The sequence below is a fragment of the Micromonospora salmantinae genome (assembly GCF_022230905.1).
GTDB lineage: Bacteria > Actinomycetota > Actinomycetes > Mycobacteriales > Micromonosporaceae > Micromonospora > Micromonospora salmantinae.
Window position 1 is genome coordinate 238760 of sequence record NZ_JAKKFG010000023.1, and the last position, 23614, is coordinate 262373.

General features: G+C 72.5%; 20 protein-coding genes and 1 pseudogene. 7 read left to right on the forward strand and 14 right to left on the reverse strand.

Translation table 11 applies throughout. The annotated features are described in order from the left end of the window. Positions 1-132: 132 nt before the first annotated feature. The 3 genes from PSH03_RS19450 to PSH03_RS19460 all read left to right on the forward strand — a co-directional run bounded on the left by PSH03_RS19450 (position 133) and on the right by PSH03_RS19460 (position 1749). Entirely contained in the window at positions 133-357 is a 225-nt protein-coding gene (locus tag PSH03_RS19450; RefSeq protein ID WP_210781450.1) for a hypothetical protein, read from the forward strand. Continuing rightward, a complete protein-coding gene (locus PSH03_RS19455) occupies positions 357-524 on the forward strand; it encodes a phosphodiester glycosidase family protein (protein WP_210781449.1) in 168 nt (55 codons plus the stop codon). The genes PSH03_RS19450 and PSH03_RS19455 overlap by 1 nt, the downstream gene beginning before the upstream one ends. Before the next feature lie 127 nt (positions 525-651). Beyond that, entirely contained in the window at positions 652-1749 is a 1098-nt protein-coding gene (locus PSH03_RS19460) for a winged helix DNA-binding domain-containing protein (RefSeq protein ID WP_238689979.1), read from the forward strand. A 37-nt stretch (positions 1750-1786) separates the two neighbouring features. Here PSH03_RS19460 and PSH03_RS19465 read toward each other — a convergent pair whose 3' ends face one another. Beyond that, complete coding sequence (locus PSH03_RS19465; RefSeq protein ID WP_210781447.1) at positions 1787-2860, reverse strand: hypothetical protein; 1074 nt, start codon at positions 2858-2860, stop codon at positions 1787-1789. Between the two features lie 197 nt (positions 2861-3057). On the opposite strand from PSH03_RS19465, the gene PSH03_RS19470 reads away from it, so the two are divergent. Further along, complete coding sequence (locus PSH03_RS19470; protein ID WP_210781446.1) at positions 3058-3780, forward strand: cellulose binding domain-containing protein; 723 nt, start codon at positions 3058-3060, stop codon at positions 3778-3780. Between the two features lie 55 nt (positions 3781-3835). On the opposite strand, the gene PSH03_RS19475 is transcribed toward PSH03_RS19470, so the two are convergent. The 4 genes from PSH03_RS19475 to PSH03_RS19490 all read right to left on the reverse strand — a co-directional run bounded on the left by PSH03_RS19475 (position 3836) and on the right by PSH03_RS19490 (position 8789). Beyond that, positions 3836-4633 carry an SAM-dependent methyltransferase gene (locus PSH03_RS19475; RefSeq protein WP_210781445.1) on the reverse strand — a complete coding sequence of 266 codons (798 nt, stop codon included), beginning with the start codon at positions 4631-4633 and terminating at the stop codon, positions 3836-3838. Between the two features lie 128 nt (positions 4634-4761). Beyond that, on the reverse strand, positions 4762-5418 hold the full coding sequence (locus tag PSH03_RS19480; RefSeq protein WP_210781444.1) for a response regulator: 657 nt from the start codon (positions 5416-5418) through the stop codon (positions 4762-4764). Then, positions 5415-6710 (reverse strand): sensor histidine kinase, encoded by a 1296-nt coding sequence (locus tag PSH03_RS19485; protein ID WP_210781443.1) that lies wholly within the window; start codon positions 6708-6710, stop codon positions 5415-5417. The genes PSH03_RS19480 and PSH03_RS19485 overlap by 4 nt, the downstream gene beginning before the upstream one ends. 42 nt (positions 6711-6752) lie before the next feature. Further along, a complete protein-coding gene (locus tag PSH03_RS19490) occupies positions 6753-8789 on the reverse strand; it encodes a serine hydrolase domain-containing protein (protein WP_238689980.1) in 2037 nt (678 codons plus the stop codon). Between the two features lie 250 nt (positions 8790-9039). Here PSH03_RS19490 and PSH03_RS19495 point away from each other — a divergent pair, with 250 nt between their 5' ends. Beyond that, positions 9040-9507 (forward strand): hypothetical protein, encoded by a 468-nt coding sequence (locus tag PSH03_RS19495; protein ID WP_210781441.1) that lies wholly within the window; start codon positions 9040-9042, stop codon positions 9505-9507. Here PSH03_RS19495 and helR read toward each other — a convergent pair. Together helR and PSH03_RS19505 are read right to left on the reverse strand one after the other, a co-directional pair. After that, positions 9453-11588, reverse strand: coding sequence for an RNA polymerase recycling motor ATPase HelR (helR, locus tag PSH03_RS19500; protein WP_238689981.1), 2136 nt, complete (start codon positions 11586-11588; stop codon positions 9453-9455). The genes PSH03_RS19495 and helR overlap by 55 nt on opposite strands. A gap of 154 nt (positions 11589-11742) precedes the next feature. Next, complete coding sequence (locus tag PSH03_RS19505; RefSeq protein WP_210781439.1) at positions 11743-12123, reverse strand: YccF domain-containing protein; 381 nt, start codon at positions 12121-12123, stop codon at positions 11743-11745. Positions 12124-12362: 239 nt separating this feature from the next. Here PSH03_RS19505 and PSH03_RS19510 point away from each other — a divergent pair, with 239 nt between their 5' ends. Next, positions 12363-12959 (forward strand): hypothetical protein, encoded by a 597-nt coding sequence (locus PSH03_RS19510; protein ID WP_238689982.1) that lies wholly within the window; start codon positions 12363-12365, stop codon positions 12957-12959. 50 nt (positions 12960-13009) lie between these two features. On the opposite strand, the gene PSH03_RS19515 is transcribed toward PSH03_RS19510, so the two are convergent. The 7 genes and pseudogenes from PSH03_RS19515 to PSH03_RS19545 form a co-directional block, all read right to left on the reverse strand. Then, positions 13010-14926: a glycerophosphodiester phosphodiesterase gene (locus PSH03_RS19515; protein ID WP_238689983.1), complete on the reverse strand. Its 1917-nt coding sequence runs from the start codon at positions 14924-14926 to the stop codon at positions 13010-13012. Positions 14927-15027: 101 nt separating this feature from the next. Beyond that, the gene (locus PSH03_RS19520) at positions 15028-15765 is read right to left on the reverse strand and encodes a cellulose binding domain-containing protein (RefSeq protein WP_238689984.1); all 738 of its coding nucleotides are present in this window, start codon (positions 15763-15765) and stop codon (positions 15028-15030) included. Between the two features lie 74 nt (positions 15766-15839). Continuing rightward, positions 15840-16184, reverse strand: a pseudogene (locus PSH03_RS19525) (DUF742 domain-containing protein); the annotation flags it as partial. A gap of 13 nt (positions 16185-16197) precedes the next feature. After that, on the reverse strand, positions 16198-16647 hold the full coding sequence (locus tag PSH03_RS19530; RefSeq protein ID WP_210781435.1) for a roadblock/LC7 domain-containing protein: 450 nt from the start codon (positions 16645-16647) through the stop codon (positions 16198-16200). Next, a complete protein-coding gene (locus PSH03_RS19535) occupies positions 16644-18596 on the reverse strand; it encodes a sensor histidine kinase (RefSeq protein WP_238689986.1) in 1953 nt (650 codons plus the stop codon). The genes PSH03_RS19530 and PSH03_RS19535 overlap by 4 nt, the downstream gene beginning before the upstream one ends. Continuing rightward, a complete protein-coding gene (locus PSH03_RS19540; RefSeq protein WP_238689987.1) occupies positions 18593-21154 on the reverse strand; it encodes a helix-turn-helix transcriptional regulator in 2562 nt (853 codons plus the stop codon). The genes PSH03_RS19535 and PSH03_RS19540 overlap by 4 nt, the downstream gene beginning before the upstream one ends. Positions 21155-21159: 5 nt before the next feature. After that, a complete protein-coding gene (locus PSH03_RS19545) occupies positions 21160-22416 on the reverse strand; it encodes an Hsp70 family protein (protein WP_210781432.1) in 1257 nt (418 codons plus the stop codon). 302 nt (positions 22417-22718) lie between these two features. On the opposite strand from PSH03_RS19545, the gene PSH03_RS19550 reads away from it, so the two are divergent. Further along, the gene (locus PSH03_RS19550; RefSeq protein WP_238689988.1) at positions 22719-23600 is read left to right on the forward strand and encodes an IniB N-terminal domain-containing protein; all 882 of its coding nucleotides are present in this window, start codon (positions 22719-22721) and stop codon (positions 23598-23600) included. Positions 23601-23614 lie beyond the last annotated feature (14 nt).

Consider the following 23614-nt stretch of genomic DNA (forward strand, 5'->3'; position numbering starts at 1 on the left):
TGATCAAGACGGTGCGGGCGGTTCACGTCCGGATGATCGGCTGACCAGGAAGATCATCGCCGGCCCGGTCAACCGCCGGCCCGGCTCGACCATCCCGGCCCAGGCCAGGAACGCACCAGGAAAGGAGCGGCAATGAGGGCACTGCACCTCGTGCGCCCACGTCTGGCGCTGCTGCTCGCGGCGGGACTCACCGCGCTCGTCACGCCGGCCGGCGTCGCCCACGCCGCGACCGCCACCGTACCCGCGACGGGCACCCCGATCACGATCACCTCGACCGCGCAGCTCGCCCCCGGCGTCACGTACGGCTCGTTCGCGCGGCCAGCGCCGGGTTCACGATCGCCGAACTGGCCGACCTGATGCGCTCGTTCGGCGCGGACGCCGCCGTGAACCTCGACGGCGGCGGGTCGAGCACCGTCGCCGTTCGCGAGCCGGGCCAGACCGCGGCCACCGCCCGCAACAGCCCGTCCGACGGTACGGAGCGTCTGGTCGCCAACGGCATCGGCATCTTCGTGGGCAAGCACTGATCGGTGTCCCCATTCGAATTCGCCCCGTCCGGTGTCATCACCGGACGGGGCGAGTTCGCGTACCCGAGACGCCGGGCACCCAGACTGTCGGCCCCGGTCGGACAATGAGGTCGACCGAAGGGACCCGATGACCGTTCTCGACACCCGGGCGCTCAACCGCGCGACGCTCGCCCGTCAACTGCTGCTCGACCGGGCCGACCTGCCGCCGCTCGACGCCGTCGCCCACCTCGGTGGCCTACAGGCCCAGGAGCCGCAGGAGCCGTTCATCGGGCTGTGGTCGCGGCTGCGCGCGTTCGACCCGACGGTGCTCTCGACCCTGCTGACCCAGCGACACGTGGTGCGTACCCACCTCATGCGCCGCACCGTCCACCTGCTCGTCGCCGACGACGCAGTGGCCTGGCGCCCCCGTCACGACGGCATGTTGCGCCAACGCGTGCTCGGGGTCTACCGCGGCGAGCTCGACGGGGTGGACCTCGACGAACTCGCCGCTGCGGCGCGGGCGGTGGTGGCCGACGGTGAGCCCCGCTCGATGCCCGAGATCGGGCGGGCGCTCAGCGAGCGCTGGCCGACGCCGGGGCTGCGGGCGCTGGGCGAGATCGCTGTCGCGCTGCTCCCGATGACACAGCTGCCGCCACGTGGGGTGTGGCGGGCGAAGGGGGGCGCGCGCTACGTCCTGCTCTCCGCGTGGCTCGGCCGCGAGGTCGCCCCGCCGACCGTGGCGGGCGCCGATCCGGTCGGCCAACTGCTCGTACGCCGCTATCTGGCCGCGTTCGGCCCGGCGGCCACGGCCGACCTGCGGGCCTGGTGCGGCCTCGCCGGGCTGCCCGCCGCGGTGACCGCCATGAGGGACGAGTTGGTGACCTTCCGCGACGAGCGTGGCCGGAAGCTGATCGACCTCCCCGACGCGCCCCGCCCCGATCCGGAGACACCGGCCCCGGTGCGGTTCCTGCCGGCGTTCGACAACGCGATCCTCGGCTACGACGACCGCAGCCGGATCATCGACGACGCGCACCGTCTCCTCTCGGTGGCCGGCGAGCGCGTGGTACTTGTCGACGGCCGGGTCGCGGCGACCTGGACCGTCGAGTCGGGCACGGTGACCGTCGACCCACTGCGCGGCTTCTCCCGAGCTGACCGGGCCGCCGTGACCGAGCAGGGGCAGGCCCTGGCGTCCTTCCTCTCCGACAACGAGAGCGACCGGGTGCGGGTCGGTTCGTCTCTCCGGTGACGGGCCAGGACGGCCCGCCCCCGGGGAGACGAAGAGATCAGTCGACGGTCGGCGGAGCCGTCCGCGCCGCCTCGGCGAGCGCCGCCGCCGCGCCGGCGTACGGGTTGTAGCCGTAGGTGCGGGCCAGACCGGCCGGCACGGTGAAGTACGCGGCCGACAGTTTCGCCGGATCGCTGGCGATCTCGCCACGCGCTGGGGCGTCGTTGCCGTCGTCCCAGCCCCAGGGCGCGTTGGCCGAGTTGGTCGAACAGCTCCAGGTGCCGACGCCGCAGTCGCCGGACGTGTCCCCGGCGAACGTGCCCAGGCTGGCGAAGAGGCTCGCGTTGGACCGCTGCGCCCACAGGCCGCCGGCGGCGAAGATGTCGATCAGCTGATACCGCACGTCGCGGTCGTTGCTGCTGCTCGGCGTCTCGGCGACGGTCGACGGGTAGTAGACCAGGCCGTCGCCGTTGATGTCGTACTGCGGGTGTGCCTTGAGGCCGTGGCCCTGTGCCTCCTGCGCCGTGACCGGGTGCTGGAAACTGTCGTGCGGTGACGCCTGGAACCGCAGGGTGCCGTCGATGCTCTCCCCGCCGCTGGTCCAGGTGCTGCCGGCCGGCGTGTAGGAGAAGAAGTCGCTGTGCGCGACCGTGACAGCCGAGCGGAGAACGCCGTACGTGGAGCCGTCGCGCTCGATCGCGAACAGCGCGCCCTCACCGTCGTTCTCGTGTTCGGTCTCGAAGAACGGGTGGTCGGTCCAGTCGCGGGGGTGGAAGAAGAAGTACGTGATGTACCAGTGGGTGCTTGTCTCGACGACGGAGTAGTACACGTGCGCGGCGAGTGCGGCGCCTGTCTGGCCAGCCCGGTCCCAGTTGTCGCGTCCGTCCAGGTCGCCGTCGAAGTCGACCCGGGTGAGGTAGTCCGACTGACCGCTCAGGGCGTGGCTGCCGGTGGCATCGACGTCCTGGTAGTGGACGGGCGCCCAGCGGAGGGCCAGCTCGGCCCGGCTGACGGCGGCATCGGCGGGGGTTGGCGCGGCCAGCGCGGCGGCCGCCAACACCGCCGCCGCGCCTGCCGCGATCAGTGCCCTCACTCCCCGGGGTCGCCGGGTCGTGCTGCTTGCGTCGAGCATGGTGTGCTCCCGTGTCCGAATGGATAGACCACAATGGATCATTCGGGATTCGGGCACCAGGTGGGTGTCGCCGCGGCGACCAGAAGGCGGACGATGTTCGACGGGATCGGGATCGCCTTGTATCGATGCCAACCGACTGCCATGCTGTGGTTCGGTCGTGCTCGGGGAGCCAGCGCGCACCGACCACGGAGGTTCCGATGCTTCGCATGTTCCTCGCTGTCACGACCATGGCGCTGGCCGCCTGGACCGGAACGACCAGCGCCGCCGAAGCGACACCCGCGCCGACGCCGTCCGCGACACCGACGCCGGCCTGCCCACCAGCGATACCGATCAGCGCCAGCGTGACCGGGACCACCACCACGAGCCTGACCATCTCGTACTTCATCTTCTTCCGCCCACCCTGCGGCTACGACCCGCCGATGACCGTCAGCCTCTTCACCAGCCGTGAGGACGCCCAACAGTGGCGGGCGGCGGTCGCCGAGGGCGTCTCCGGGCCGGAGCGCAACGGCTCGGTGACCATCGACCGGCTCACTCCCGACACCGAGTACTGGTACCGGTTCACCGACGCCGAGGGCCGACGGGACCCGTACGTGATCGCCTCGGCCCGGACCGCCTCGCTGACCTCGTGCCGCGCGACGGCCACGATCGATGCCCGCTGGGGCGGCGGCTTCGTCGCGACGGTCACGGTCCGCAACACCGGGACGCTTCCGCTGGACCAGTGGCGTGTCTCCTGGCGGTGGTCCGGTGACGAGCAGGTCCAGACGGCCTGGGGTGGGGTGGCCGAGACGGCCGGCTCCGACGTCACCGTTCGCAACGCCTCCTACAACGGGACGTTGGCACTGGACGGGGCTACCACGTTCGGTCTGCTCGTGACGACCAGCGCGGTGCCGGACGGCCTGACCCTGACGTGCGCGCGGTGAACGACGTCCGCCCCGCTCCGGCGCGATGGCGGGAGCGGGGCGGACGTCGTGTCGGTCAGGGCTTGCGGGCCACAGCGCCGTAGGCGTCGATCCCGACAGCGTCGGAGTCCTCCGGTCGCCACAGCGGGATCGGCACCAGGCCCGGCTCCACCATCGTCAGCCCGTCGAAGCAGCTCTCAAGCTCCTCCGGGCTGCGCAGGATGTACGGAACGCCGCCGCTCTGCGCCAGCCGGTCAGCGCCGGAGACCACCGACGGGCTGGTGTTGGTGCCGTCCCAGAGCACCAGGTGCGAGCCGGACGGCACCGCGTCCATCGTGCGCCCGACGATCGAGCGCACCACGTCCAGGTCGGGCTCGTAACCCATCACGCCCATGTACATCACGGCGATGGGCTGGTCGAAGTCGAGCGTCTGCGCCGCCTCGGCGAGGATCTTCTCCGGGTCGTGGTAGTCGGCCGGGACGTAGGTGGTGACACCCTCCGACGTCGTGCTGGCCAGCAGTGCCCGCGCGTGCACCAGCACCATCGGGTCGTTGTCCACGTAGACGATCCGCGAGTCGGGCGCGACACCCTGGGCGACCGCGTGCGTGTTCTGCATGGTGGGCAGGCCGGTGCCGATGTCCAGGAACTGCCGGATGCCCGCGTCGGCCGCGAGGTAACGCACGGCCCGCACCAGGAACACGCGCGACTGCTGCGCCATCAGGACGATCTCCGGGTAGACCTCGGCGACAGCGTCGCCGGCCGCCCGGTCGGACTGGAAGTTGTCCTTGCCGCCCATCCAGTAGTTCCAGATCCGTGCCGCGTGCGGCACGTCGGGCTGAAGCTTCGCGGCGAGTTCGGGGTCCGGGCCGGCCATGCCTGGCTCCTATCGAGGGGTCGTCAACTGGAGGTCACCACAGCGGTACGTCCGGATCGTACTCTGGCGATGTCCACTCTCGACCGGGGGTGAACCTACCGCCACCAGGCAGGGGAGCAGGGTCGCTGTCACCGGTGGACCACCCCGTTCTGGTACGCCCACACGACAGTCTGTAGCCGATCCCGTGCGCCGATCTTGGCCATGGCGCGCCCGAGGTGCGACTTGACGGTGCTGGTCTCGATGAAGAGCTGCTCGGCGATCTCGACGTTCGACAGGCCCTGCGCGAGCAACTCCACGATCTCGGTCTCCCGCGCGGTCAGCTGGTGCGCCGCCGCCGCGTCCGAGCGGGGAGCGGGCGTACGCCTGGCGAACTCCGAGATCACCCGACGGGTGACGGCCTGGTCGACGAGCCCGTACCCGCTCGCCAGGCGACGGATCGCCTCGATCAGCTCCTCCGGCTCACAGTCCTTGAGGATGAACCCGCTGGCGCCCGACTCCAACGCGCCGAAGACGTACTCGTCGAGGTCGAAGGTCGTCACGACCAGCACCGCGGGCGGCGTCCCGGTCGCCTCGGCGACGATCTGCCGGGTCGCGGTGAGCCCGTCACCGTGCGGCATCCGGACGTCCATGCAGATGACGTCCGGTTGCAGCCGGCGGGCCAGCTCGACGGCGGCGGATCCGTTCGACGCCTCCGCCACGACCTCGATCTCGCCGGACTGCTCCAGGATGACGCGGAAGCCGGCGCGGACGACGGCCTGATCGTCGACGAGCATCACTCTGATCATGCTGGTGCCTCTTCCTTCGACCGGGATGCGGCGGGACCGTTCGTCGGGAGGGTCGCGGCGACCGACCAGCCACCGGCCGCCGTCGGGCCGGCGGTGAACGTCGCCCCGATCAGCTGGGCGCGCTCGCGCATGCCCACCAGGCCGACGCCACCGGTCCGCGCCGCCGGTACGCGTCGCGGCGCGGCGGGTTCGTTCACGACCTCCAGCGACACCGAGCGGGGTTCGAAGCGGAGCACCACCCGCGCCGCAGCGCCCGGGGCGTGCTGGCGGGCGTTGCTGAGCGACTCCTGCGCGATCCGGTAGAGCGCGACGTCGGCGATCGGTGGCACCTCGCGCTGCTCGCCCTCCCGGACGAACTCCACCGGGCCGGCGAGGTTGCCCGCGGTGTGAACGAGGTCGTCGAGCATGCCCAGTCCGGGCACCGGAGCGGCACCGTCGCCACTCTCGTGCCCGGGCCTGCCGCGCAGCACACCGACGACCAGCCGCAGGTTGTCCAGGGTCTCCTTGCCCTGGCTACGGATCCAGGCCACACCGGCCTTCGCGGCTGCCGGGTCCCGGTCGATCAGCCGCTCGACCGCCGCCGCCTGCACGACCATGCCGGAGAGGTGGTGCGCGGCCACGTCGTGCAACTCCCGGGCCATCCGGGAACGCTCCGCGCCGATCGCCGCCTGGACCTTCGTGCGCTGCTCCCGGATCGCCTCGTCCGCCCGCACCCGGACCAACTCCACGTAGCGCCGGTAGGTGGCCACGTAGCCGCCGACGAAGGTCGCGCTGGCGTAGGTCAGGGCGCTCGCCGAGACGTACGCGATGGCTGTCAGCAGATCCGGGGTCACCACGACGGCCGCCCCGATCGACTCCACCACCACGACAGCGCCGACGGCCAGCAGCGCACGGCGAACCGGCAGCAACGACCCGACGGTGTACGCCACGACGAACGGTGCGAGGCCCCGGATGGTCGCCTCGGGCAGGGAGAAGCCGATGATGGGCAGTTGGAGGCCGACGACGAGTGCGAGGCAGAGCAGTGGCCGGACCCGACGCAGGCACAGCAGCATCGCCTGCGCGCAGCAGATGGCGACGAGCAGCCAGGCCCGCGCCGGGTCGAACGACACCCCGTCCTCCGGTGCCACGAACCAGAACAGCGTGGTGAGCAGTACGAACGTCAGGACGGTCAGCACCGCGGCCAGCAGGCAGTCCCGGAGGAACACTCCGGTCACCCCGAGCCGGGTGAGCCGGCCGTCGAGCCACTTCGTCAGTCGTCGTGTGCCGATTTCGGTGTCCGTGTGGTCCCTCATGCGGTGCGCGTCCTTGCTCCGGATCGTCCCGGGTCGGGCGGGTCAGTAGGAGATGCTAGGCGCGAGCAGCTGGAACTCCACGGCGAACCAGCCCGCGCCGGCGAGAGCCGACAGGATCAGGCCGCTGCCGGTGACCCGCCGCCAGCCGACGTGGCGTCGCACGTCGTCGACCAGCCGCACCGCGGCGGGCAGCACTCCGAGCAGACCGACCAGTTGCAGCACCTGAATGGTGCGCAGGACGGGCCCGGGAACGTCCTGGAGGCTCATGATGCTGCCGACGCTCAGCACCCAACCGGCGAACGCGAGCAGCGTGCCGGCGACGGCGAGACGGCTCAGGATCCGCGCGGTGCGCCCCGCCCGCTCCCGGGGAGCGCGACCGAGTCGACGGCGGACGATCGCGCCGACCGGCCAGGACAGGACGGCGAGCAGCAGCACGACTGTCGACAGGGCCAGTACCGGAACGGCCACTGCCCAGGCGCGGGCGGGCTCGACGGGCAGCAACGCGAACGCGGAGTCGAAACTGATCGCCTCGACCCGGTCGTCGGTGGCCCGCATGGCGATCGTGCGCTGCCCGCCGACCTCGCGCCAGACCCAGGGCGCCACCTCCTCGTACAGGGCGGGGGAGTCCGACAGCGGGCCCGGCGCCAGCAGCAACCGGTTACCGTCGGCGACGCTGACAGTGGTCCGACCGACCAGGCCGATCGCCGTCAGGAAGTTGCTCCCGATCGCTCGCGAGGACCCGTACGTGCCGGCGGCCAGCGCGGCGTGCGTGGCGGTGGTCGCCGGGTCCACGCCGACGGTCGGCTGGTCGTCGCGGGCGGGGAAGTAGCGGTCGGCGAAGCCGTTCACGATCGACTCGCGAAGCTCGTGGCTGTCGAGGGCGCCGGAGCCGTTGCTGTTGAGGGACAGGAAGATGCCGGCCCGGTCGTCGGGGTAGATCTGCAGGTGGGAGTGGAAGTACTTGGTGTCGCCGCCGTGGCCGAGGATCCGGTGGCCGTTGCGGTCCTCGGCGAAGAATCCGAGGGTCATCCGGGGCCCGTCGGCCAGCGTGCCCAACGACGTCGCGTCGAGCGCCGGCCGCTGCATCAGCTCACGGGTCGGTTGGTCCAGCAGGGGTCCGATGCCCACCGGCTCGCCGAGCTGGGCGAGCATGAATCGCGCCATGTCCGTCGCCGGGGCGCTCAGCGCACCGGGCGGGGGCGTGCCGACGATCTCGAACGGCGCGGCAGGCCCGGCGGAGGTGTCGTACCCGTTGGACATCCGGTCGCGCAGCGCCGCCGGGAGGGGCTGCTCGAAGGTCGACGACGGCATGCCCGCGCGGTCCAGGACGTTGCGTTGGACGTACTCCTCGAAGCGCGTCCCGCTGACGCGTTCGACGATGTAGCCGGCGAGCGCGTTGCTGTAGTTGGAGTACGCGGGGACGGTGCCGGGCTGGTAGATCTGCTCCGGTGGGTCGGTCATCAGGGCCTTGCGCAGGTTGAGGTCGCCGGCGTCGGTGCCGATGAGGCCGGCGATCCGCTCCTCGAAGCCGGCGGTGTGCGTCAGCAGGTGCCGCAGGGTGACGGCCCGCTCGTAGCGCAGCGGCAGTTCGAAGTCGAGGTACGTCTTGACGTCGGTGTCGAGGTCGAGCTTCCCGTCCTGCACGAGTTGCAGTACCGCGGTGGCGGTGACGAGCTTCGACACCGATCCCATCCGGAACAGATGCCGGTCCGGGTCGACCGGTATGGCCGCGTTGCCGCCGGCGCCGGTGTCGGCGTACCCGTACCCCCGGGTCGTGAGGATCTTGCCGTTGTTCACGACGGCGACAGTGGCTCCCGCGATGCCGGTGCGGTCGAGCGCGGCCGGCAGCAGGCCGTCGAGCCAGGCGTTGACGTCGGCGCCGTTCAGGGCGGAACTCGCCCCGCTCGCTGCGACGGGTGCCGCCGGAGCATCGATGTGCGGTGCGGGTTCGTGCTGGGGCGCGCCGCAGCCGGCGGCGCCCACGGCGATGACGACAGCGGTCGCCAGCACCGCGCCGAGTCGGACGACCGGCCGGGCGGGTCGGGGTGAATCGGTGGCGAGATGGGAGAGAGAGCGCATCGTCTGCCAGTGCCTTTCCTGGCGAACGGGTGTCCGGAGCAGGTCCGTACGGCGTCACCCGATGCCTTGGGACAAGCCTGTTCGAGCGATCGCCCCGAGCCATCTGGCGTGAGACGGCAATGCACTTACGACTTGAGGAGGAGGGGCGGGTGCACCGATGGTGGGCAGAGGTGCCGCCCCGGTCGCGTGAACCACCGCCCGTACCGGTGCATCAAACCCTGTGACAGACCCCGCGGAGGAAGGACCACCCATGCGCGGCAACCTGCTCGTCGGTGCGATGCTCACCCTTACGTTCGTCGCCGGTTGCACGTCACCGCTGAAACGGGTCGGCGGCGACGCCGGACCCGCCGGCTCTCCGTCCACCAGCGAGAGCCGGCCGAGCCCGTCGGCGTCGAGCGCTCCGGGAGCCGGCAGCGCGTGGCCGGTCATTCTGGGCGACGATTCCAGCCCGTTGGGCGACCGGGTCATGACGTTCGTCTCGTACCGCGTGGTTGGCGAGGACGTGCAGGCCACTGTCCGCAAGCTCGACGGCGGCACCGAGACCCGTCGGTGGCGCAGGGCCGACGGAAGCGGAAACTGGGAGCGTTGCGGGGTAGTGGAGCGTTGCTCCAGCGACCGCTGGCTGTACATCATGCACACCTCACCCGGTCGGGCGGCACGCCCTCAGCCGCTGGTCAGGACCACGAGTTGCTGGGTGGCCCGGGTCATCGCGACGTAGCGGTCGACCGCCCCCGAGATGCCGGTGCCGAACGTTTCCGGATCGACGAGGACGACCAGGTCGAACTCCAGCCCCTTGGCCTGTTCCGGGCTCAGTGACCGGACCCGGGCCGTGGGCGGGAACGTCGGGTCGCCGATGACGCAGGCGATCCCGTCGGCGTGCGCGGCGAGCCAGGTGTCGAGGATCGACCCCAGGTCGGCGACCGATCCGTGGACGACGGGAAGTCCGTTGCCACGGATGGAGGTCGGCACGTTCGCGTCGGGGAGCACGGCCCGGATGACCGGTTCGGCCTGCGCCATGACCTCCGCGGGCGTCCGGTAGTTGATGCTCAACGAGGCCACTGTGACCCGGTCGAGCCCGACCCGCTTGAGGCGTTCCTGCCACGACTCGGTGAACCCGTGCCGGGCCTGGGCGCGGTCTCCCACGATGGTGAAGCTGCGCGACGGGCAGCGCGTCAGCAGCATCTGCCACTGGGCGTCGGTCAGCTCCTGCGCCTCGTCCACGACGATGTGCGCGAACGGGCCGGCCAGCAGGTCCGGGTCGGCGTCGGGCAGGGCGGACTCGTCGACCAGGACGTCGCGCAGGTCCGGTTGGCGCAGCATCGCCAGCAGACCCTCGCCGTCGTCGTAGGTGTCGGCCGCGAGCAGCTCGTCGACGACCCGGGCCATGTGGTCGCGTTCGACAGCGGCGGCCGGGTCACGCCGCCGGGTGCGTCCCGACCTCTCCGCGTCGCCGAGCCGCTGCCGTGCCGCGTCGAGCAGCGGCAGGTCGGACACGGTCCAGGCCCGGGGCTCGTCGCGTTGCAGCTTGCGGACCTCCTCGGCGGTGAGCCACGGCGCGCACCTGCGCAGGTACGCGGGCACCGACCACAGGTCACCCACGACATCGGCCGCGTCGAGCAACGGCCAGGCACTGTTGACCGTCGCCCGCAGCTCCCGGTTGCGCAGCAGCGAGTCGCGGAGCACGGCGTCCGGCTCCTCGCCGTCGTACCGGTCGATGAGGATGGTGAGCAACTCCTCCCAGATCTCCTCGCGCGCCTCGTTGTGCGGGGTGCCCGGACCCGGCGCCTGGAACGCGTCGGCCCAGTCGTGGGCGCTCAGGCGGACGTCGGAGTCGCCGACCGGGACCGTCATCGGGGCGACGGGTGGGTCCTCGTAGAACCGGACGGCCGCGTCGATCGCCCGTAGCAGCTCGGCCGAGGACTTCAGCCGGGCCACGTCCGGGTCGGCGTCGGCGGTTGCCGTGGCCCCCTCTCCGACGAGGTCGCGCAGGGTGCAGGTCTGCACGTCGTCCTCTCCGAGGCTGGGCAGGACGTCGCCGACGTAGGCCAGGTAGGGCTGGTGCGGCCCCACGAAGAGCACCCCGCCCCGGCGCTGCCCGAGGCGCGGGTCGGAGTAGAGCAGGTACGCGGTGCGGTGCAGGGCGACGACGGTCTTGCCGGTGCCCGGACCGCCGTCGACCACGAGGGCGCCGGCCGACCCCGCCCGGATGATGGCGTCCTGGTCCGCCTGGATCGTGCTGAGCACGTCGCGCATCCGGGCCGACCGGGCGCTGCCCAGACTGGCGATGAACGCGGACTGGTCGTCGAGCGCGACGGCGTGCCCCACGAACCCGTCCGGGGTGAACACCTCGTCCCAGTAGTCGCTGATCCGACCGCGGGTCCAGCGGTACCGGCGGCGGCTCGCCAGACCCATCGGGTTGGCGTGGGTCGCGCCGAAGAACGGCTCGGCGGCGGGTGAGCGCCAGTCGAGCAGCAGCCGCCGGCCCGTGCTGTCGGTCAGACCGCGGCGTCCGACGTACACCGGTTCGGGGTTGTCCGCCTCGACCACGTGGCCGAGGCACAGGTCCAGCCCGTAGCGGCCCAGCGAGCGCAGGCGGGCGGTCAGCCGGCGGACCTCCTCGTCCCGGTCGACGGCCTGCCGGCCCTTGCCGCCGGGCGCCCGGCGAGCGGTGTCCAGACGGTCGGACAGCTCGGCGCTCAGCTGCGCGAGGCCCTGCGCCATGGCCGCGAAGTGCCGCTCGTCGTGGGCGATGAGCGCCGGGTCGGCCTTGGCGGCGAGGTGATCGGGAAGTTCGAACACGGAGGTAGGCAAGGAATCCAATTCATGACTTCCATTTCGGCAGAATTTGGCCTCGGCCGACGATTCTGCGTCATAAACGGGGTCTTGCCGCAAGCCCCCCAGTGCGGTATAAGTTAGAAGTGGCGGGAGGCAGAGTGTCTCCCGTTTTCCGTGTTCAGGGCACGTCGACGACCTCGCGGCCGAGGGGCCAGAACGCGGCCGGAACGAGCTTGAAGTTGGCGATGCCGAACGGGATCCCGATGATCGTCACGCAGAGGGCGATGCCCGCGACGATGTGGGAGAGCGCCAGCCACCATCCGGCCAGCACCATCCAGAGGATGTTCGCCAGGCCGGAGCCGACGCCCGCGCCCGGCTTGGGCACCACTGTGCGACCGAAGGGCCACAGCGAGTAGACCGCGAGGCGCAGCGACGCGACGCCGAACGGGATGGTGATGACCAGGACGAAGCAGATCAGCGCGGCGATGCCGTAGCCGACCGCCAGCACGAGGCCACCGCCGAAGACGAGCCACAGCACATTCAGTACGAATCGAATCACCACTCCAGCATGAAACATGCTCGCCACCCGGTCGGCTCGTCCCGTTCCCTGCGCGGGGAACGGCCACCGCGTGGCCCTCGGGGAGGTTCCTCTCGCCACCGTCGGAGAGCTGGGCGAGGTCGATGTCACCGGCGGGGAGTCTCGGGGTTGCTCCGGTGGAAGACCTGAGACGAAAGCCAGGGCGACCCGAGGGAAGCTCCCGGAGGTCGGCCGGCGCCGGCGGCCACATGCTGGCTGGCATGAAACGCGCCGCGCTCTACGTTATCGCCGGACCGGTCGGCATCGCGGCCTACGGCCTGGTCCGGCTGTGGGCACGATCCGACGGGGTGTACGGCCCCGGGCTCGACTGGCAGGCCGCCCATCTGGTCGCTCTCGCCGGCATGGTGTGCTTCGTCCCGGGCGTGCTCGCGCTGGCCCGCCTGCTGCCCCGCAGTCCGTGGCGCACCGGGGTGGTGGCCGGCACGTTGGTCGGGCTCGCCGCGACGATGGTGCAGTTCGTCGCCGACATCGTGGAAGGGCTGCTGGCCGCGGACCGGGCGGAGATGTCGAGGCTCGGCGCGGAGTTCAAGGACATCCCCGGCGTGGAGGTCGCCTTCTACGATGTCGTACCCCAGTTCTTCTTCCTCGGTCTGCTCGTGCTCACGGGCATGCTCGCCGCCCGGCGGCGGCTGCCGTGGTGGAGTGTGCCGCTGCTCCTGGTCGGCATCGTCCTGCCGGTGGTCACCCTCGACCTGCTCCCGATCGGCGGCCTGTGCATGGCGCTGGCGTTGGCCCCGGCCCTGCCGTTGGTGCGAGAGCGGGGCGAGCGTGCCGAGTCGCCCGTCGCCGTCCACTGAGGACGCGGGATGGCGCTGGCCGTTGCGGACCAGCGCCACCCTTCGAGCCGCTACTTCAGAGCGAGGGTGCGGGCGTCGGCGGCGATGACGCTGGCGACCTCCGCCGGCACCAGCTTGCCGGCCTGCCGGTCGGCGTAGGTGGCCAGCTCGGCGTACTGGGCGTGGGCCAGCTTGGTGGTCATCGCCGAGACGGCGGCCGGGTCCGCGCCCGAGGTCAGGATCAGGTAGCCGAGGCCGGCCTGGCTCACCGTCACGGTGAAGGTGCTGGTCGCGGTGGCGGTGCCCTCGGGCCCGGTCGCCTCGGCGGTGATGGTGTGCCGGCCGGCGGTCAGCCTGGCCAGGTCGAGCTTGCGCCCGGCGGCCGACTTCTTACCGTCCAGCGTCACGGTGACCGTGTCCGCGTTGGTCGCGGCGACCGCGATGACCGGGGACTGCGCCCGGTCCAGCCGAGCCGCGTTGGCCGGCGAGGTGATCTGCACGGTCGGGTCCGCGGAGGCCCGCTGGACGAACGCCGAGTTCCAGCCGACCAGCTCCGCCGCCCGGTTGGTGATGATCGCGTCGGTGCCGATCCGCTCCAGCCGCTGCCACAGGCCGGCGGAGTCCATCGTCCAGGCCATCACGGCGACCCCGGCGGCGTGCAGCGGGGCGAGCACCTCCGGCTTGGCCAACAGCGCGTTGCCGTTCGGGTTGTACGCGGTCAGGTGCAGCTCCTTCGCGATCGCCACCGGGTCGGCGTCCAGTGTGCTGCGGAGCAGGCCGAGCGGCAGCTCGGGGGCGATCTCGTAGGTGTACTTCAGGGCGTCGACCTCGAAGCTCTGGATGAAGACCCGGCCCATCATCTGCTCGTCCCGGATCACCTGGATGATCGTGGCGACCTCGTCACGGGTGTGCCTGCCCTTGATCTCCACGAGCAGGTTGCCACCCCGGGTCCGCAGGTCGGCGAGCTGCTCGGCGAGGGTGGGCACCCGCTCGCCGACGTACTGCGGGCCGAACCAGGAGCCGGCGTCGAGCGCCTTGATCTGCGCGGCGGTCAGGTCCCGGATGTTGCCGGTGCCGTCGGTGGTCCGGTCGACGGTGCCGTCGTGCATGATGAACGGGATGCCGTCCTTGCTCGGCTGGACGTCGTTCTCGATCCAGTCGGCGCCGCCCCTACGGGCGATCTCCTGGGCGACGAGGGTGTTCTCCGGTGCGGCTGCGGACGCGCCCCGGTGGGCGATCACGGTGAATGGGCTGCCCTCCGGGCGCAGGTAGCCGTTCGGGGCCAGCTCGGTGACTGTGACGTCGTCGTACGACACTGTCGCGCCGTTGACAAAGAGCCCCTGGACGCCGTCGGCGGACCGCTGGAGGCTGCTGGTCCGCATCGCCTCCCGCCCGTCGAAGATCCAGCGGGCCTGGTTACCGTGCACCTCGACGGCGACGCGCACGTCCCGGCCGGTGCCGGCGTCGGACGGGGCGGAAGCGGTGTTCGTCACGACCCAGGCGTTGGCAGTGGTCCGCTGGGCGAATTCGAGCCCGTTGGCGGCGGTGGTCCCGCTGCGCATGGTGGCGATCCACCAGGGGGTCGCGCCACTGGCGGGGACGTCGATGCCCAGCGAGGCCCAGCGGGTGGCGGCCGAGACCGACTCGAAGCGCATGGTCGCCTCGAGGCGGAAGTCGTTCAGGTGCCGACCGAAGGTGATCTTGTTGTTCTCGCTGGAGCTGGCGGAGGTTCCGTACAGTCGGCCGTTCTCGACCTTCCAGGTGCCGTCGACCGCGTGCCAACCGGCGGGCAGCGACCCGGCCGAGAAGTTCTCCGAGACGACGACGCCGCCCGGCTCGGCGGTGGCGGGTGACGAGGTCGCGACGGCGACCGCGACGGCAGCGCCGGTGACGGCGAGAGCGGCGACGGAGGCGGCGGCCCGGGTACCCAGGGCGCCGAGGCGTGACCCGGCGCGGCGAGGCGACGGTGATGCGGGTAGGACAGTCATGGTCGCGACGGTACGAAGCGCGCCCGAACTGATGATCAATCAAGCATGGCGGCCGCCGGAACGCCGGGTGTACCACGCTTGATCGGGGCGTCCCGGATTGGTCAGTTCGGCAGGCCGGAGCAGGCGACCCCGTCGATGGTGCACGCCTCGGGGGCGGAACCGGTCAACGATCCGTTGACCCGGAACGTCACCCGGACCGAGGCGCTGCCGGGCACCTGGCCGGTGTTCGGGTCCGGCACGAACGTCCACACCGCACCGTCCCGGCTGGCCTGCGCCCCCTCGACCCCGCTGACCCCCAGCGACTCCCGGGGCAGGGTGACGACGAGCGTCCACCCCGGCGCCGGGACCGAGCCGGGATTGCTGATCGTCACTGTCGCGCCGTAGCTGAGCAGGGCGTTGTCAGTGATAGCGAAGGCCGCGCCCAGGGCCGCCGAGGTGGGCCCCGTGGTCACACCGGTCGGCGTGGGCCGGGTCGACGACGCGACGGCCGGTGGGACCGAGGAGGCCGAGGCGGACGGGGGAGCGGGCACCGCCGGGCTGGTGGCCGCCGGTCGCGCCTGCGCCCGGGGGGTAGCCGACGGCGAAGCGCCCACCTGCTCGACCGACGGCGGCGGGTCGAGGGTCACCGGCGTCAACTTCTCCGGCGTACGCAGCACCCCGACGACGGACACGGCCGTCGCGATCAGCACCCCGAGCGCCGCGACGACGGCCACCCAGGTGGCCCGCGAGACGTCCTCCCGACCGGTGAGCACCCGCCGTGTGGCCGTGACGAGGGCCACGACCCGATCCAGCAGGATGATCGCCACGGTACGGCGTGGTTGGGGTGGTGTTGCCGGCACTGCCAGTCTCTCCTTCAGTTCGTCGCCGGGTGCGCGCCCGCGAGCCGTCCGGGCCGGGGGTGGCGCCTGCCCGGTCACAACCCGCGAAGCCCGACGAGTATCGCCTCGAGCAGATCCTCGGTCGGCAGCTCCGACAGCATCGGCGGTTCGTGCGTCTCGATCAGCCCCGCCGCGAGCAGGTCACCGAGCAGCACCCGGACCGTCCCCAGCGGAAGATCCAACTCGGCACCCACCTCGGCCACCGACACTGGATGGTGACACAGCTCGACGATCCGCGCCTGTTCGGGGAAGAGCGGTGTGGGAGGCGTGACCCCCCTCCGGGCGACGACCAGCGAGATCAGGTCGAACTGGCCGCGTGCGGGCGCGGTGCGCCCCCCGGTCATCGTGTAGGGCCGGGCGACCGGGCCCGCGTCGTCGTCCTACCACGCCTCGTCAGTGGTGCCGCTGGTGTGCACCAGTGTCCCCGATCGTCACCGAGGAGGCCGGGCCCAGCGTGATCGGCAGGTGCTGCTCGGCCTGCCCCACGAAGAGCGCCACCTCGTACGCCATGTCACCGACCTCGACGTCGTCACCGGCGATCCGCACGGTGAGGATGGTCCCGTTCGGGATGGTGGCGATGAAGAGGAACGCTCGCGACATCTGCACCACTACCTGACGCAGCCGGCCCGCGTCACAGGTCCGGGTGGCGGCCAGCCCCAACGCGATCAGTCCGGCGACCACGCCGGAGATCTGCTCGGCCAGCTTTGCCCCCACCTGCCGCGAGCCGCCGAGCGGCAGCCCGTCCGGTGAGAGCACCACGGCGAACTCCGCGCCGTGCACCCGGTCGACCAGGTCGTTCAGGGCGTCGGTCAGGCCGTCCTCGGTGACCACTGCAGACGTCATTGTTGTCTCCTTGCTGTTCTGGCGACCGGCAACTCAACCGTGTCGAGGCTGGTCCTGCCGTGTTCCGGGCCGGTCGGCCCGGGGTGGCGGACCCGCGTCGGCAGCGCGCCGTTGCCGTTGGGGTCGGTCAGGTCGGCGCCGGTGCGGGCCGGTGGGTACGGGCTGTCGGGTGGTGCGCTGGCCGGTGTGCGGCCGGTGTCGGCGACCGTGATGAGCCGGGAGGGTATGAGCACGACTGCGGCCGTCCCACCGCGCCGGCTGGGGCGCAGCGAGACGTGGGCACCGCAGCGGCCGGCCAGCACGGCGGCGGCGTACCAGCCGGCGAGACCCGCGGGCGGGCCGTCCGGTGGCGGATTGCCGAGCAGGTGGTTCGCCTCGGCCAGCGTGGCGGGGTCCAGGCCGGGCCCGTCGTCGACGACGAGGACGGCACACCCCTGCGGGCGCTGTTCGCCGCTGACCCGGACGGTGGTCTCCGCCCCGGAGAAGGCCAGCGCGTTCTCGATCAACTCCGCCAGCAGGTGGATGACGTCAGTGACGGCTGGCCCCGCGAGCGACCACGGCCAGTGCGGTGCGATCAGGACCCGCTGGTAGTCCGGCACCTCGGCGACCGCGCCGCGCGCCACGTCGAGCAGTGGCACCGGGCGTCGCCAGCGGCGGGCGGGTGTCGCGCCGGCCAGGGTGATCAGTTTCTCCACGTTGCGGCGGACCCGGGTGGCGAGGTGGTCGAGTTGGAACAGCTCGCCGGTCTCCTCGGTGGACCGTTCCCGACGTTGCATCCCGTCCAGCAGGCTGAGCTGCTCGCGCAGCAGGACCTGGTTGCGTCGGGTCAGCCCCAGGAACAGCTCCCGTTCGGCGTCACCCCCCGGCGTCGCCGGTTGCTGGGTCGGGGCCGGGGGGTCCGGCACCGGAGTCGGGAGGTCGGCGTCGGTCCTGGTCAGCTCGTCGGTCAGGCGTCGGACGGTGCCCGCCCAGCTCAGCAGGAGCACGAGCACGACGATCAGGCCGAGCCCCACCACGGCCCCGGTACGCGCGATGAGCACGGCGGCGCCGGGGGTGGCCCGCTCGACGCTGCTGCGGGCGGTGTTCGTCACCAGTGTCTGCAGCGCGCCGAGGGTGGCGTCCGCCGCGGCCCGCCAGCCCTCGACGGTGAGACCGGCCAGGGCGTTGGCGGTGCCGGCCTGGAGCAGCAGCCGGTCCTCCAGCGCGAGCAGAGCCGCGAACTCGGGGCCGGCCGCGAGGCGCTGATGCTCGCCCTGGCCGTCGGGCGGAAGCCCGGCCACGGCCTCGGTGCGCGCGTTCCGCTGGATGGTGACGAGTGCGGTCAGCCGGCGCTGCTCGTCGGCGCCGAACCGCGCGCCGGTCAGGGCCGCGCTGACCACTGTGTCCTCCCGGGCGAGCAACTCCCGGGCGCGGGCCAGCGCGATCACCGCGCGGGTGTCGGCGGCCAACCCGCTCTCGTACGCGCCCCACTCCGGGCCGTACACCCGGAAGGCGACGTCGATGACCTCGTCGTACCCGTCGACCGCCGTACCCTGGTCGAGCCGGCCGGTGTCCACCTGGGATCGGGTCGTGCCCAGGCCGTCGAGCCGGCGCACCAGCTCGTCGGCCCGGTCACGGACGCTGCCGGCGCTGAGCAACCGGAGGTCCCGGCCCTTGGTGAACTCGCGGATCTCGGCGGCGGCCCGGTCGGTGCCTTCGCGGGCCCCGACCAGCGCGGGCGTCGTCTGCCCCGCCCCGGCGATCGTCTCGGCGGTGATCCGGCGTTCCGTCTGCAGGCTCAGAATCAGGCGGTCGATGGGCTGGCCCAGTGTGTCCGCCAGCGCCCGGACCCGCAGCAGGTCGACGGCGTCCTGGCCGGACACGTAGGCCGCGTACGACCAGAGCGTGACCAGCACGGCGGCCAGCACGGCCAGCCTGGTCCGGATCAGCCGAACGTCGTTGCGGGTCATCGGGTCGCCCGCTGCGGCCACGGTTGCCCGGCCGTGTCGCTGGCCCGGTCGGCGACGAGGGTGCGCAGCAACGCCAGCAGTTCGGTGCGGTTGGCGCAGTTGAGCCGGTTGCGCATCCGGGCCACGTGGTGTTCGACGGTCTTGGCCGAGATGAAGAGCCGATCGCCGATCTCCCGGTAGGTCAATCCGGCAAGCACCAGCTCGGCGACCTCGTACTCACGGTCGCTGAGACCGTGCTGCGTGGGGCCGGCGACCCGTGCCGTGCTCGCACCGGTCGTCGGTGTCTGCCCGCTCTGCCCGCCGGAGGGCCGCCCCTGCAACGCGCGGGCGCACTCCAGCAGGGTGGTCATCGCCCGCCGGTCCGCGGTACGGATGGCGGCCTGCCCGGCGAGGCGGGCGCCGTCCCAGCACAACCCGGTGTCGTGCAGCCCTCGGGCGGCGGCCTCCACCCGAACCGGGTCGACGACCCCGCGGAGCACCTCCACCCAGCTCTCCGCGGCGGAGGCGACCACTGCCGCGTACCGGCTGTGGCCAGCGGCGGCGAGCAGCGCCGTGACGTGTTCGTCGGCGATCGTCGGCTCGCCGGTCAGGATCGCGGCGTGCAGCCCGCTCCAGTGCAGCGGCACACTCCACAGAGGTGGATTGTCGAGGCGGTCGAGCAACGCGCGCCCCTGGTGCAGGTACGGCTCCAGCCGGGCCAGGTCACCCAGCCGCGCGCCCGCGATGGCCAGCTCACCCAACGGCAGCAGTGTGAACAGGTCGACAGGGTGCCGCACCACGGCCTCCAGCGCCTGCCCCCAACCCCGCTTCAGCGCCCCGAGGTCGCTGTTGCGCCGGGCGATGCCCATCCGGATCGCGGCGGCGAAGAGCTGGTCGCGTGACTCCAGTGGTCGCCCGTCGAGCGTCACGGTGGCGAGCCGCTCACCGGCCGCGTGGATCTCGCCACGGACCATCAGGATCCAGGCCTGCAACAGCCGGTGGCGGCGGGCCATCAGCGGGCCACCGACACCGGCGCCCAGGGCGCGGTGCAGCACCCGCTCGGCGATCTCCAGCTCACCGCAGTGCACCGCCGTCAACGCGGCGAGGGCCGCCGGGCTGTCCGGCAGCAGCACCGCCCGGCCGTCCGGCTCCAGCAGCGCGGCGGCCTGCACGAGCGCGGAGAGCGCGGCGGTCGGCGGGCCGGTCACGCTCTCCCGTACACCGTTGGCCATCAGTCGGGCGGCGCTGGCGTGCAGGGTCGGGGGTTCGCCGGCCGGGTCACCCGCCGGTGACTCGGTGCGGGCGGCCGGGTCACCGCTGGCCAGCCCGCCGACGATGGCGAACGCCGCCGCCGAGGCGGTGCCCGACCACCGGAACAGCTCGACGCTGCGACCGACGTGACCACGGTGGGCCAGGGCGGTGGCGGCGACCACGGCCGCCTCGGAGCGCTCCGGGGGAGCGGCGGTGGCCAGGAGTCGGTCCGCCAGCCGAAGCGCGTCGTCGAGGTCACCGGCGAGCGCGGCGGCGAGCGCCTGCTGCGCGTTGGGTGGCCGCCCGGCAGCCGTGGCCGCCGCGAACAGCTCGGCGGCGAAGGCCGGCTCGTCGGCCAGCGCCTCGTCCGCCGCGGCGGCCAGGGTCGCGGCCGGGCAGTCGCCGAGCGCGCCGACCGCGAGCAGGGAGCGGACCAGCGGCAACACCGCGCCACCCCGAGCGAGCTGCAACTCGGTGAGCCGCCGCCAGACCGCTGTCCGCTCGGTGGCGGGGCTGAGCGTCGCGACGGCCCGCCGGACGATCGGTGCGAGCCGGCCGTCCGCGCCGAGCAGCCCGGCCGCCCTGGTAGTGGCGATCAGTTCGTCCACCCCGGCCGGGTCCCGGCCCAGCAGTGCGCCGAGCATGCTCACCGGCAGCGCCCCGCCGGCCGCGACAGCGAGCAGCAGCCGTCGTACCGCGGCGGGCTGGACGTCCAGGTCCGGCCCGAATTCGAGGATGACGGACCGGGGTGGGTCCACAGTGCCGGTCCGGGTCTCCGCGCCGACCAGGCCGCGGGCCAGCCGTTCCACGTCCCGGGGTACGCCGGCGGTCTGCGTGTGGACGTAGTCGACCAGGTCGGCGGGGCGGCCCAGCTCGGGCGTGGCGGCGAGATGGGCGGCGGTCTGCTCCCGGGTGAACGGCGTGAGCGGCACGGCCTGCCCGTCGCGTCGCAGGGCGTCGACCAGTTCACTGAACGCCGCCGACCGGGGCCACGGGCGGTGGGCGACCACCAACCGGTGCCGCCGGCCGACGACCAGACGCAGCAGCGCTTCGGTCCGCGCGTCGTCGAGCAGGTGCGCGTCGTCGACCAGCACCACAGTGTCGGGGTCGACCGGCTCGTCCGGCTCCGGGGCGGCCGTGCGGACGGCGATCCCGGCGCGCTGGTGAATGCGCTCCAGCTCGGCGAGGAGCGCGGTCTTTCCGTGACCGGCCGGGCCGGCGACGCCGACGACGAGGGGGCCGGTCGGATCCTGCGCGACAGTGTCCAGTAGCGCCTGCAACCCCTTGTCCAGGGTCATCCCTGGTGCGGCGAGGTCATTCATGATCATCAGGGTTATCCTTCGCGTCCGCGGCCGCGGGCCAGCGCCAGGCGGGACGGCTTCGGCAGTTCCAGTGGGAGGACCCGGACCGGGGGCCGCGGTGGCGGATCGCCCGGAACGGTGTGATGGGCTCGGCGTGGTGCCGGGAGGGTGGCCCGCCCGGCGCCGCTGACCGGGGCCGGAACGCGGGCCGGCGGCTGGCGAGGGCGTGGTGACACCACCTGGCAAGCGGCCATCGCCGCCCCGGTGGCGGCTGTCAACTGTGCGTCCGGCTCCACCTCGACGGGCACCGGGAGGGCCGCGCCGATCAGTTCGGTCACGAGCGGGACCCGGGTGGAGCCGCCGGCCAGCAGGACGCCGTCGAGCTGCGCCGGAGTCAGGTCGGCGCTACGCACGGCCCGGAGCAGGAGGTCGACGGTGGCCTGCACCGTCGGGCGGATCATGGCCTCGAACTGTGCCCGGGTCACCGGCACCCGCGCCGGGCCGCTCGGCAGGGTCAGCACCACGTCGGCAGTGAGGTCGACGGTCAGCACCCGCTTGACCCGGTCACACTCCGCGCGCAGCCCGCGTAGCGCGACCTGGGCCCCGCGACGCCCGGTCGCGGCCAACTCCCGGGCCAGCACGGTACGCGCATGCTCGGCGAGCGCCTCGTCGAAGTCGACGCCGCCGATCGAGTCGAGACCCTGCGGGGTGCCGAACGTCTCGTACGTGCCGCGCGGGGTGCGGCGCACCAGCGCCGCCTCGAAACTGTTGCCCCCGAGGGCGTAGACCACTGCGGTGCTGCCCGCGAACCCGCGAGCGGCGTGGCTCTCGGCGACCGTGACCGTGCGGGGCAGCAACGTCACGTGCCGTAGGCCGAGGTCCGACAGGGCCCGGTGCAGCACCTCCCGTCGGTAGGGGCGCCACCCCGCCGGGTGGCTGAGCACTATCGCCTCGGCAGCCCCACCCTCCAGGGCGTGGACCCGCTCCACCACCCACGCCGCCAGCTCGGCGGTCAGCGTCTGCGGCGCGCACGGCTCGCCGCCGAGCAGCACCGGCACGTCGTCGCCGATCCGGTGGACGAAGTCCCGGGTGGTGCGGCTGCCGTCGTCGGTCACCGGCTCGCCGACGCGCAGCGAACCGTCCTCGGCCAGGCACAACACCGACGGCATGAGAGGCGAGCCGGCGCTCAGCGGGACGGCTTCGGGACGGGTCCAGGTCGCGCCGCGTCGCCGTGCGACGGCGGCGGCCGTGTTGCTGCTTCCGATGTCTATCCCCAGGACGTACGGCATCGTCTCTGTCTCTCCCCGTGAGTCGGCCGGTCGGTGGCGATGGCGTCGGCTGCCCCGACGACCCACCCCCGGCGAACCCCGCGGGCTCCTACGTTCGTACCAGAGATCAGTCCCTGGTCGGGACCCTAATCTCGCCGGGACGGTTTCCCCCTGTCCCCCTAACGTACGAGGTGGGGGAGCCCCTAGTTCAACCGGCCCGGATGCGGGCTCAGCCCCGATGCCCGGGGGCGACCCCCGGCAATAGCGTCGTCACTGTCGACGTACGACACCCCGCCAATGCCACATCCGAGGAGAACCGGCACATGGACTCGCAGCAGACGCTCCACGACTTCGTGCTCGACCTACTGACGAACCCGGACGCGCGGTCGGCCTTCGACCTCGACCCCGAGGGTGCGTTGCGGGGCGCCGGGCTCACCGACATCACCGCTGCGGACGTGCAGGACGTCGTACCGCTGGTCGTCGACTACGCGCCGGGTGCGGGCCTCGCGCCGTTGGCCTCGCCGGTCGAGCAGCTCGGGCTGGACCCGCTGCTCACCGACACCACCGACGTGGTGGGTCAGTTGCAGAGTGTGGCGCAGCAGATCAGCGTCACCAGCTCGCCCAGTGGCGTGGACGTCAAGGCCGGCGTGCTCGGCGCCATCGCTGTCGACCCGTCGACCGCCGCCGCCGGGGTCACCGTGCTGCCGGGCATCGGTCTGGGCGTCGGCCCGTACGGCCTTGACACCGACCTGGCCGGTGTCTCCGACGTGGCGCACACCCTCGACGCCGACGTGGTGCAGCCGGTGGACGCGATCGCGGACCCGGTGCTCGGTGACGTCACCGGCACCGTCGGCGACCCGGGCGGTCTGCTCGGCGTCACTGACCCGAACCTGATCGGCGGCGACCTGACCGGTGGTGTCCTCTCCGGCACCCACGGTCAGCTCGGCGGGGTCGTCAGCTCGCTGGGTGTCGACGACACCCTCAGCGGGCTGGGCCTCGGGCATGGCGACGGTGTCGTCGGCGGGGTCCCGCCGCTCGACGTGCCGTCGACTGTGGGCGGCGTGACGCACCAGGTGGACAGCCTCCTCCCCGGTGTCACCGACACGGTCGGTGACGTGACCGGTGGGGTCACCGATGGTGTGCTCGGCGACTCACACGCCTCGTCCGATCAGGGGCTGCTGGGTATCACCGGCGGTCTGCTCTGACCCGGATCTCCGGT

Excerpts from the sequence above, each read along its gene's own strand:
- PSH03_RS19450 (WP_210781450.1), top strand. The coding sequence starts at position 133 with ATGAGGGCACTGCACCTCGTGCGCCCACGTCTGGCGCTGCTGCTCGCG.
- PSH03_RS19455 (WP_210781449.1), top strand. The coding sequence starts at position 357 with ATGCGCTCGTTCGGCGCGGACGCCGCCGTGAACCTCGACGGCGGCGGG.
- PSH03_RS19460 (WP_238689979.1), top strand. The coding sequence starts at position 652 with ATGACCGTTCTCGACACCCGGGCGCTCAACCGCGCGACGCTCGCCCGT.
- PSH03_RS19465 (WP_210781447.1), bottom strand. The coding sequence starts at position 2,860 with ATGCTCGACGCAAGCAGCACGACCCGGCGACCCCGGGGAGTGAGGGCA.
- PSH03_RS19470 (WP_210781446.1), top strand. The coding sequence starts at position 3,058 with ATGCTTCGCATGTTCCTCGCTGTCACGACCATGGCGCTGGCCGCCTGG.
- PSH03_RS19475 (WP_210781445.1), bottom strand. The coding sequence starts at position 4,633 with ATGGCCGGCCCGGACCCCGAACTCGCCGCGAAGCTTCAGCCCGACGTG.
- PSH03_RS19480 (WP_210781444.1), bottom strand. The coding sequence starts at position 5,418 with ATGATCAGAGTGATGCTCGTCGACGATCAGGCCGTCGTCCGCGCCGGC.
- PSH03_RS19485 (WP_210781443.1), bottom strand. The coding sequence starts at position 6,710 with ATGAGGGACCACACGGACACCGAAATCGGCACACGACGACTGACGAAG.
- PSH03_RS19490 (WP_238689980.1), bottom strand. The coding sequence starts at position 8,789 with ATGCGCTCTCTCTCCCATCTCGCCACCGATTCACCCCGACCCGCCCGG.
- PSH03_RS19495 (WP_210781441.1), top strand. The coding sequence starts at position 9,040 with ATGCGCGGCAACCTGCTCGTCGGTGCGATGCTCACCCTTACGTTCGTC.
- PSH03_RS19510 (WP_238689982.1), top strand. The coding sequence starts at position 12,363 with ATGAAACGCGCCGCGCTCTACGTTATCGCCGGACCGGTCGGCATCGCG.
- PSH03_RS19515 (WP_238689983.1), bottom strand. The coding sequence starts at position 14,926 with ATGACTGTCCTACCCGCATCACCGTCGCCTCGCCGCGCCGGGTCACGC.
- PSH03_RS19530 (WP_210781435.1), bottom strand. The coding sequence starts at position 16,647 with ATGACGTCTGCAGTGGTCACCGAGGACGGCCTGACCGACGCCCTGAAC.
- PSH03_RS19535 (WP_238689986.1), bottom strand. The coding sequence starts at position 18,596 with ATGACCCGCAACGACGTTCGGCTGATCCGGACCAGGCTGGCCGTGCTG.
- PSH03_RS19540 (WP_238689987.1), bottom strand. The coding sequence starts at position 21,154 with ATGATCATGAATGACCTCGCCGCACCAGGGATGACCCTGGACAAGGGG.
- PSH03_RS19545 (WP_210781432.1), bottom strand. The coding sequence starts at position 22,416 with ATGCCGTACGTCCTGGGGATAGACATCGGAAGCAGCAACACGGCCGCC.
- PSH03_RS19550 (WP_238689988.1), top strand. The coding sequence starts at position 22,719 with ATGGACTCGCAGCAGACGCTCCACGACTTCGTGCTCGACCTACTGACG.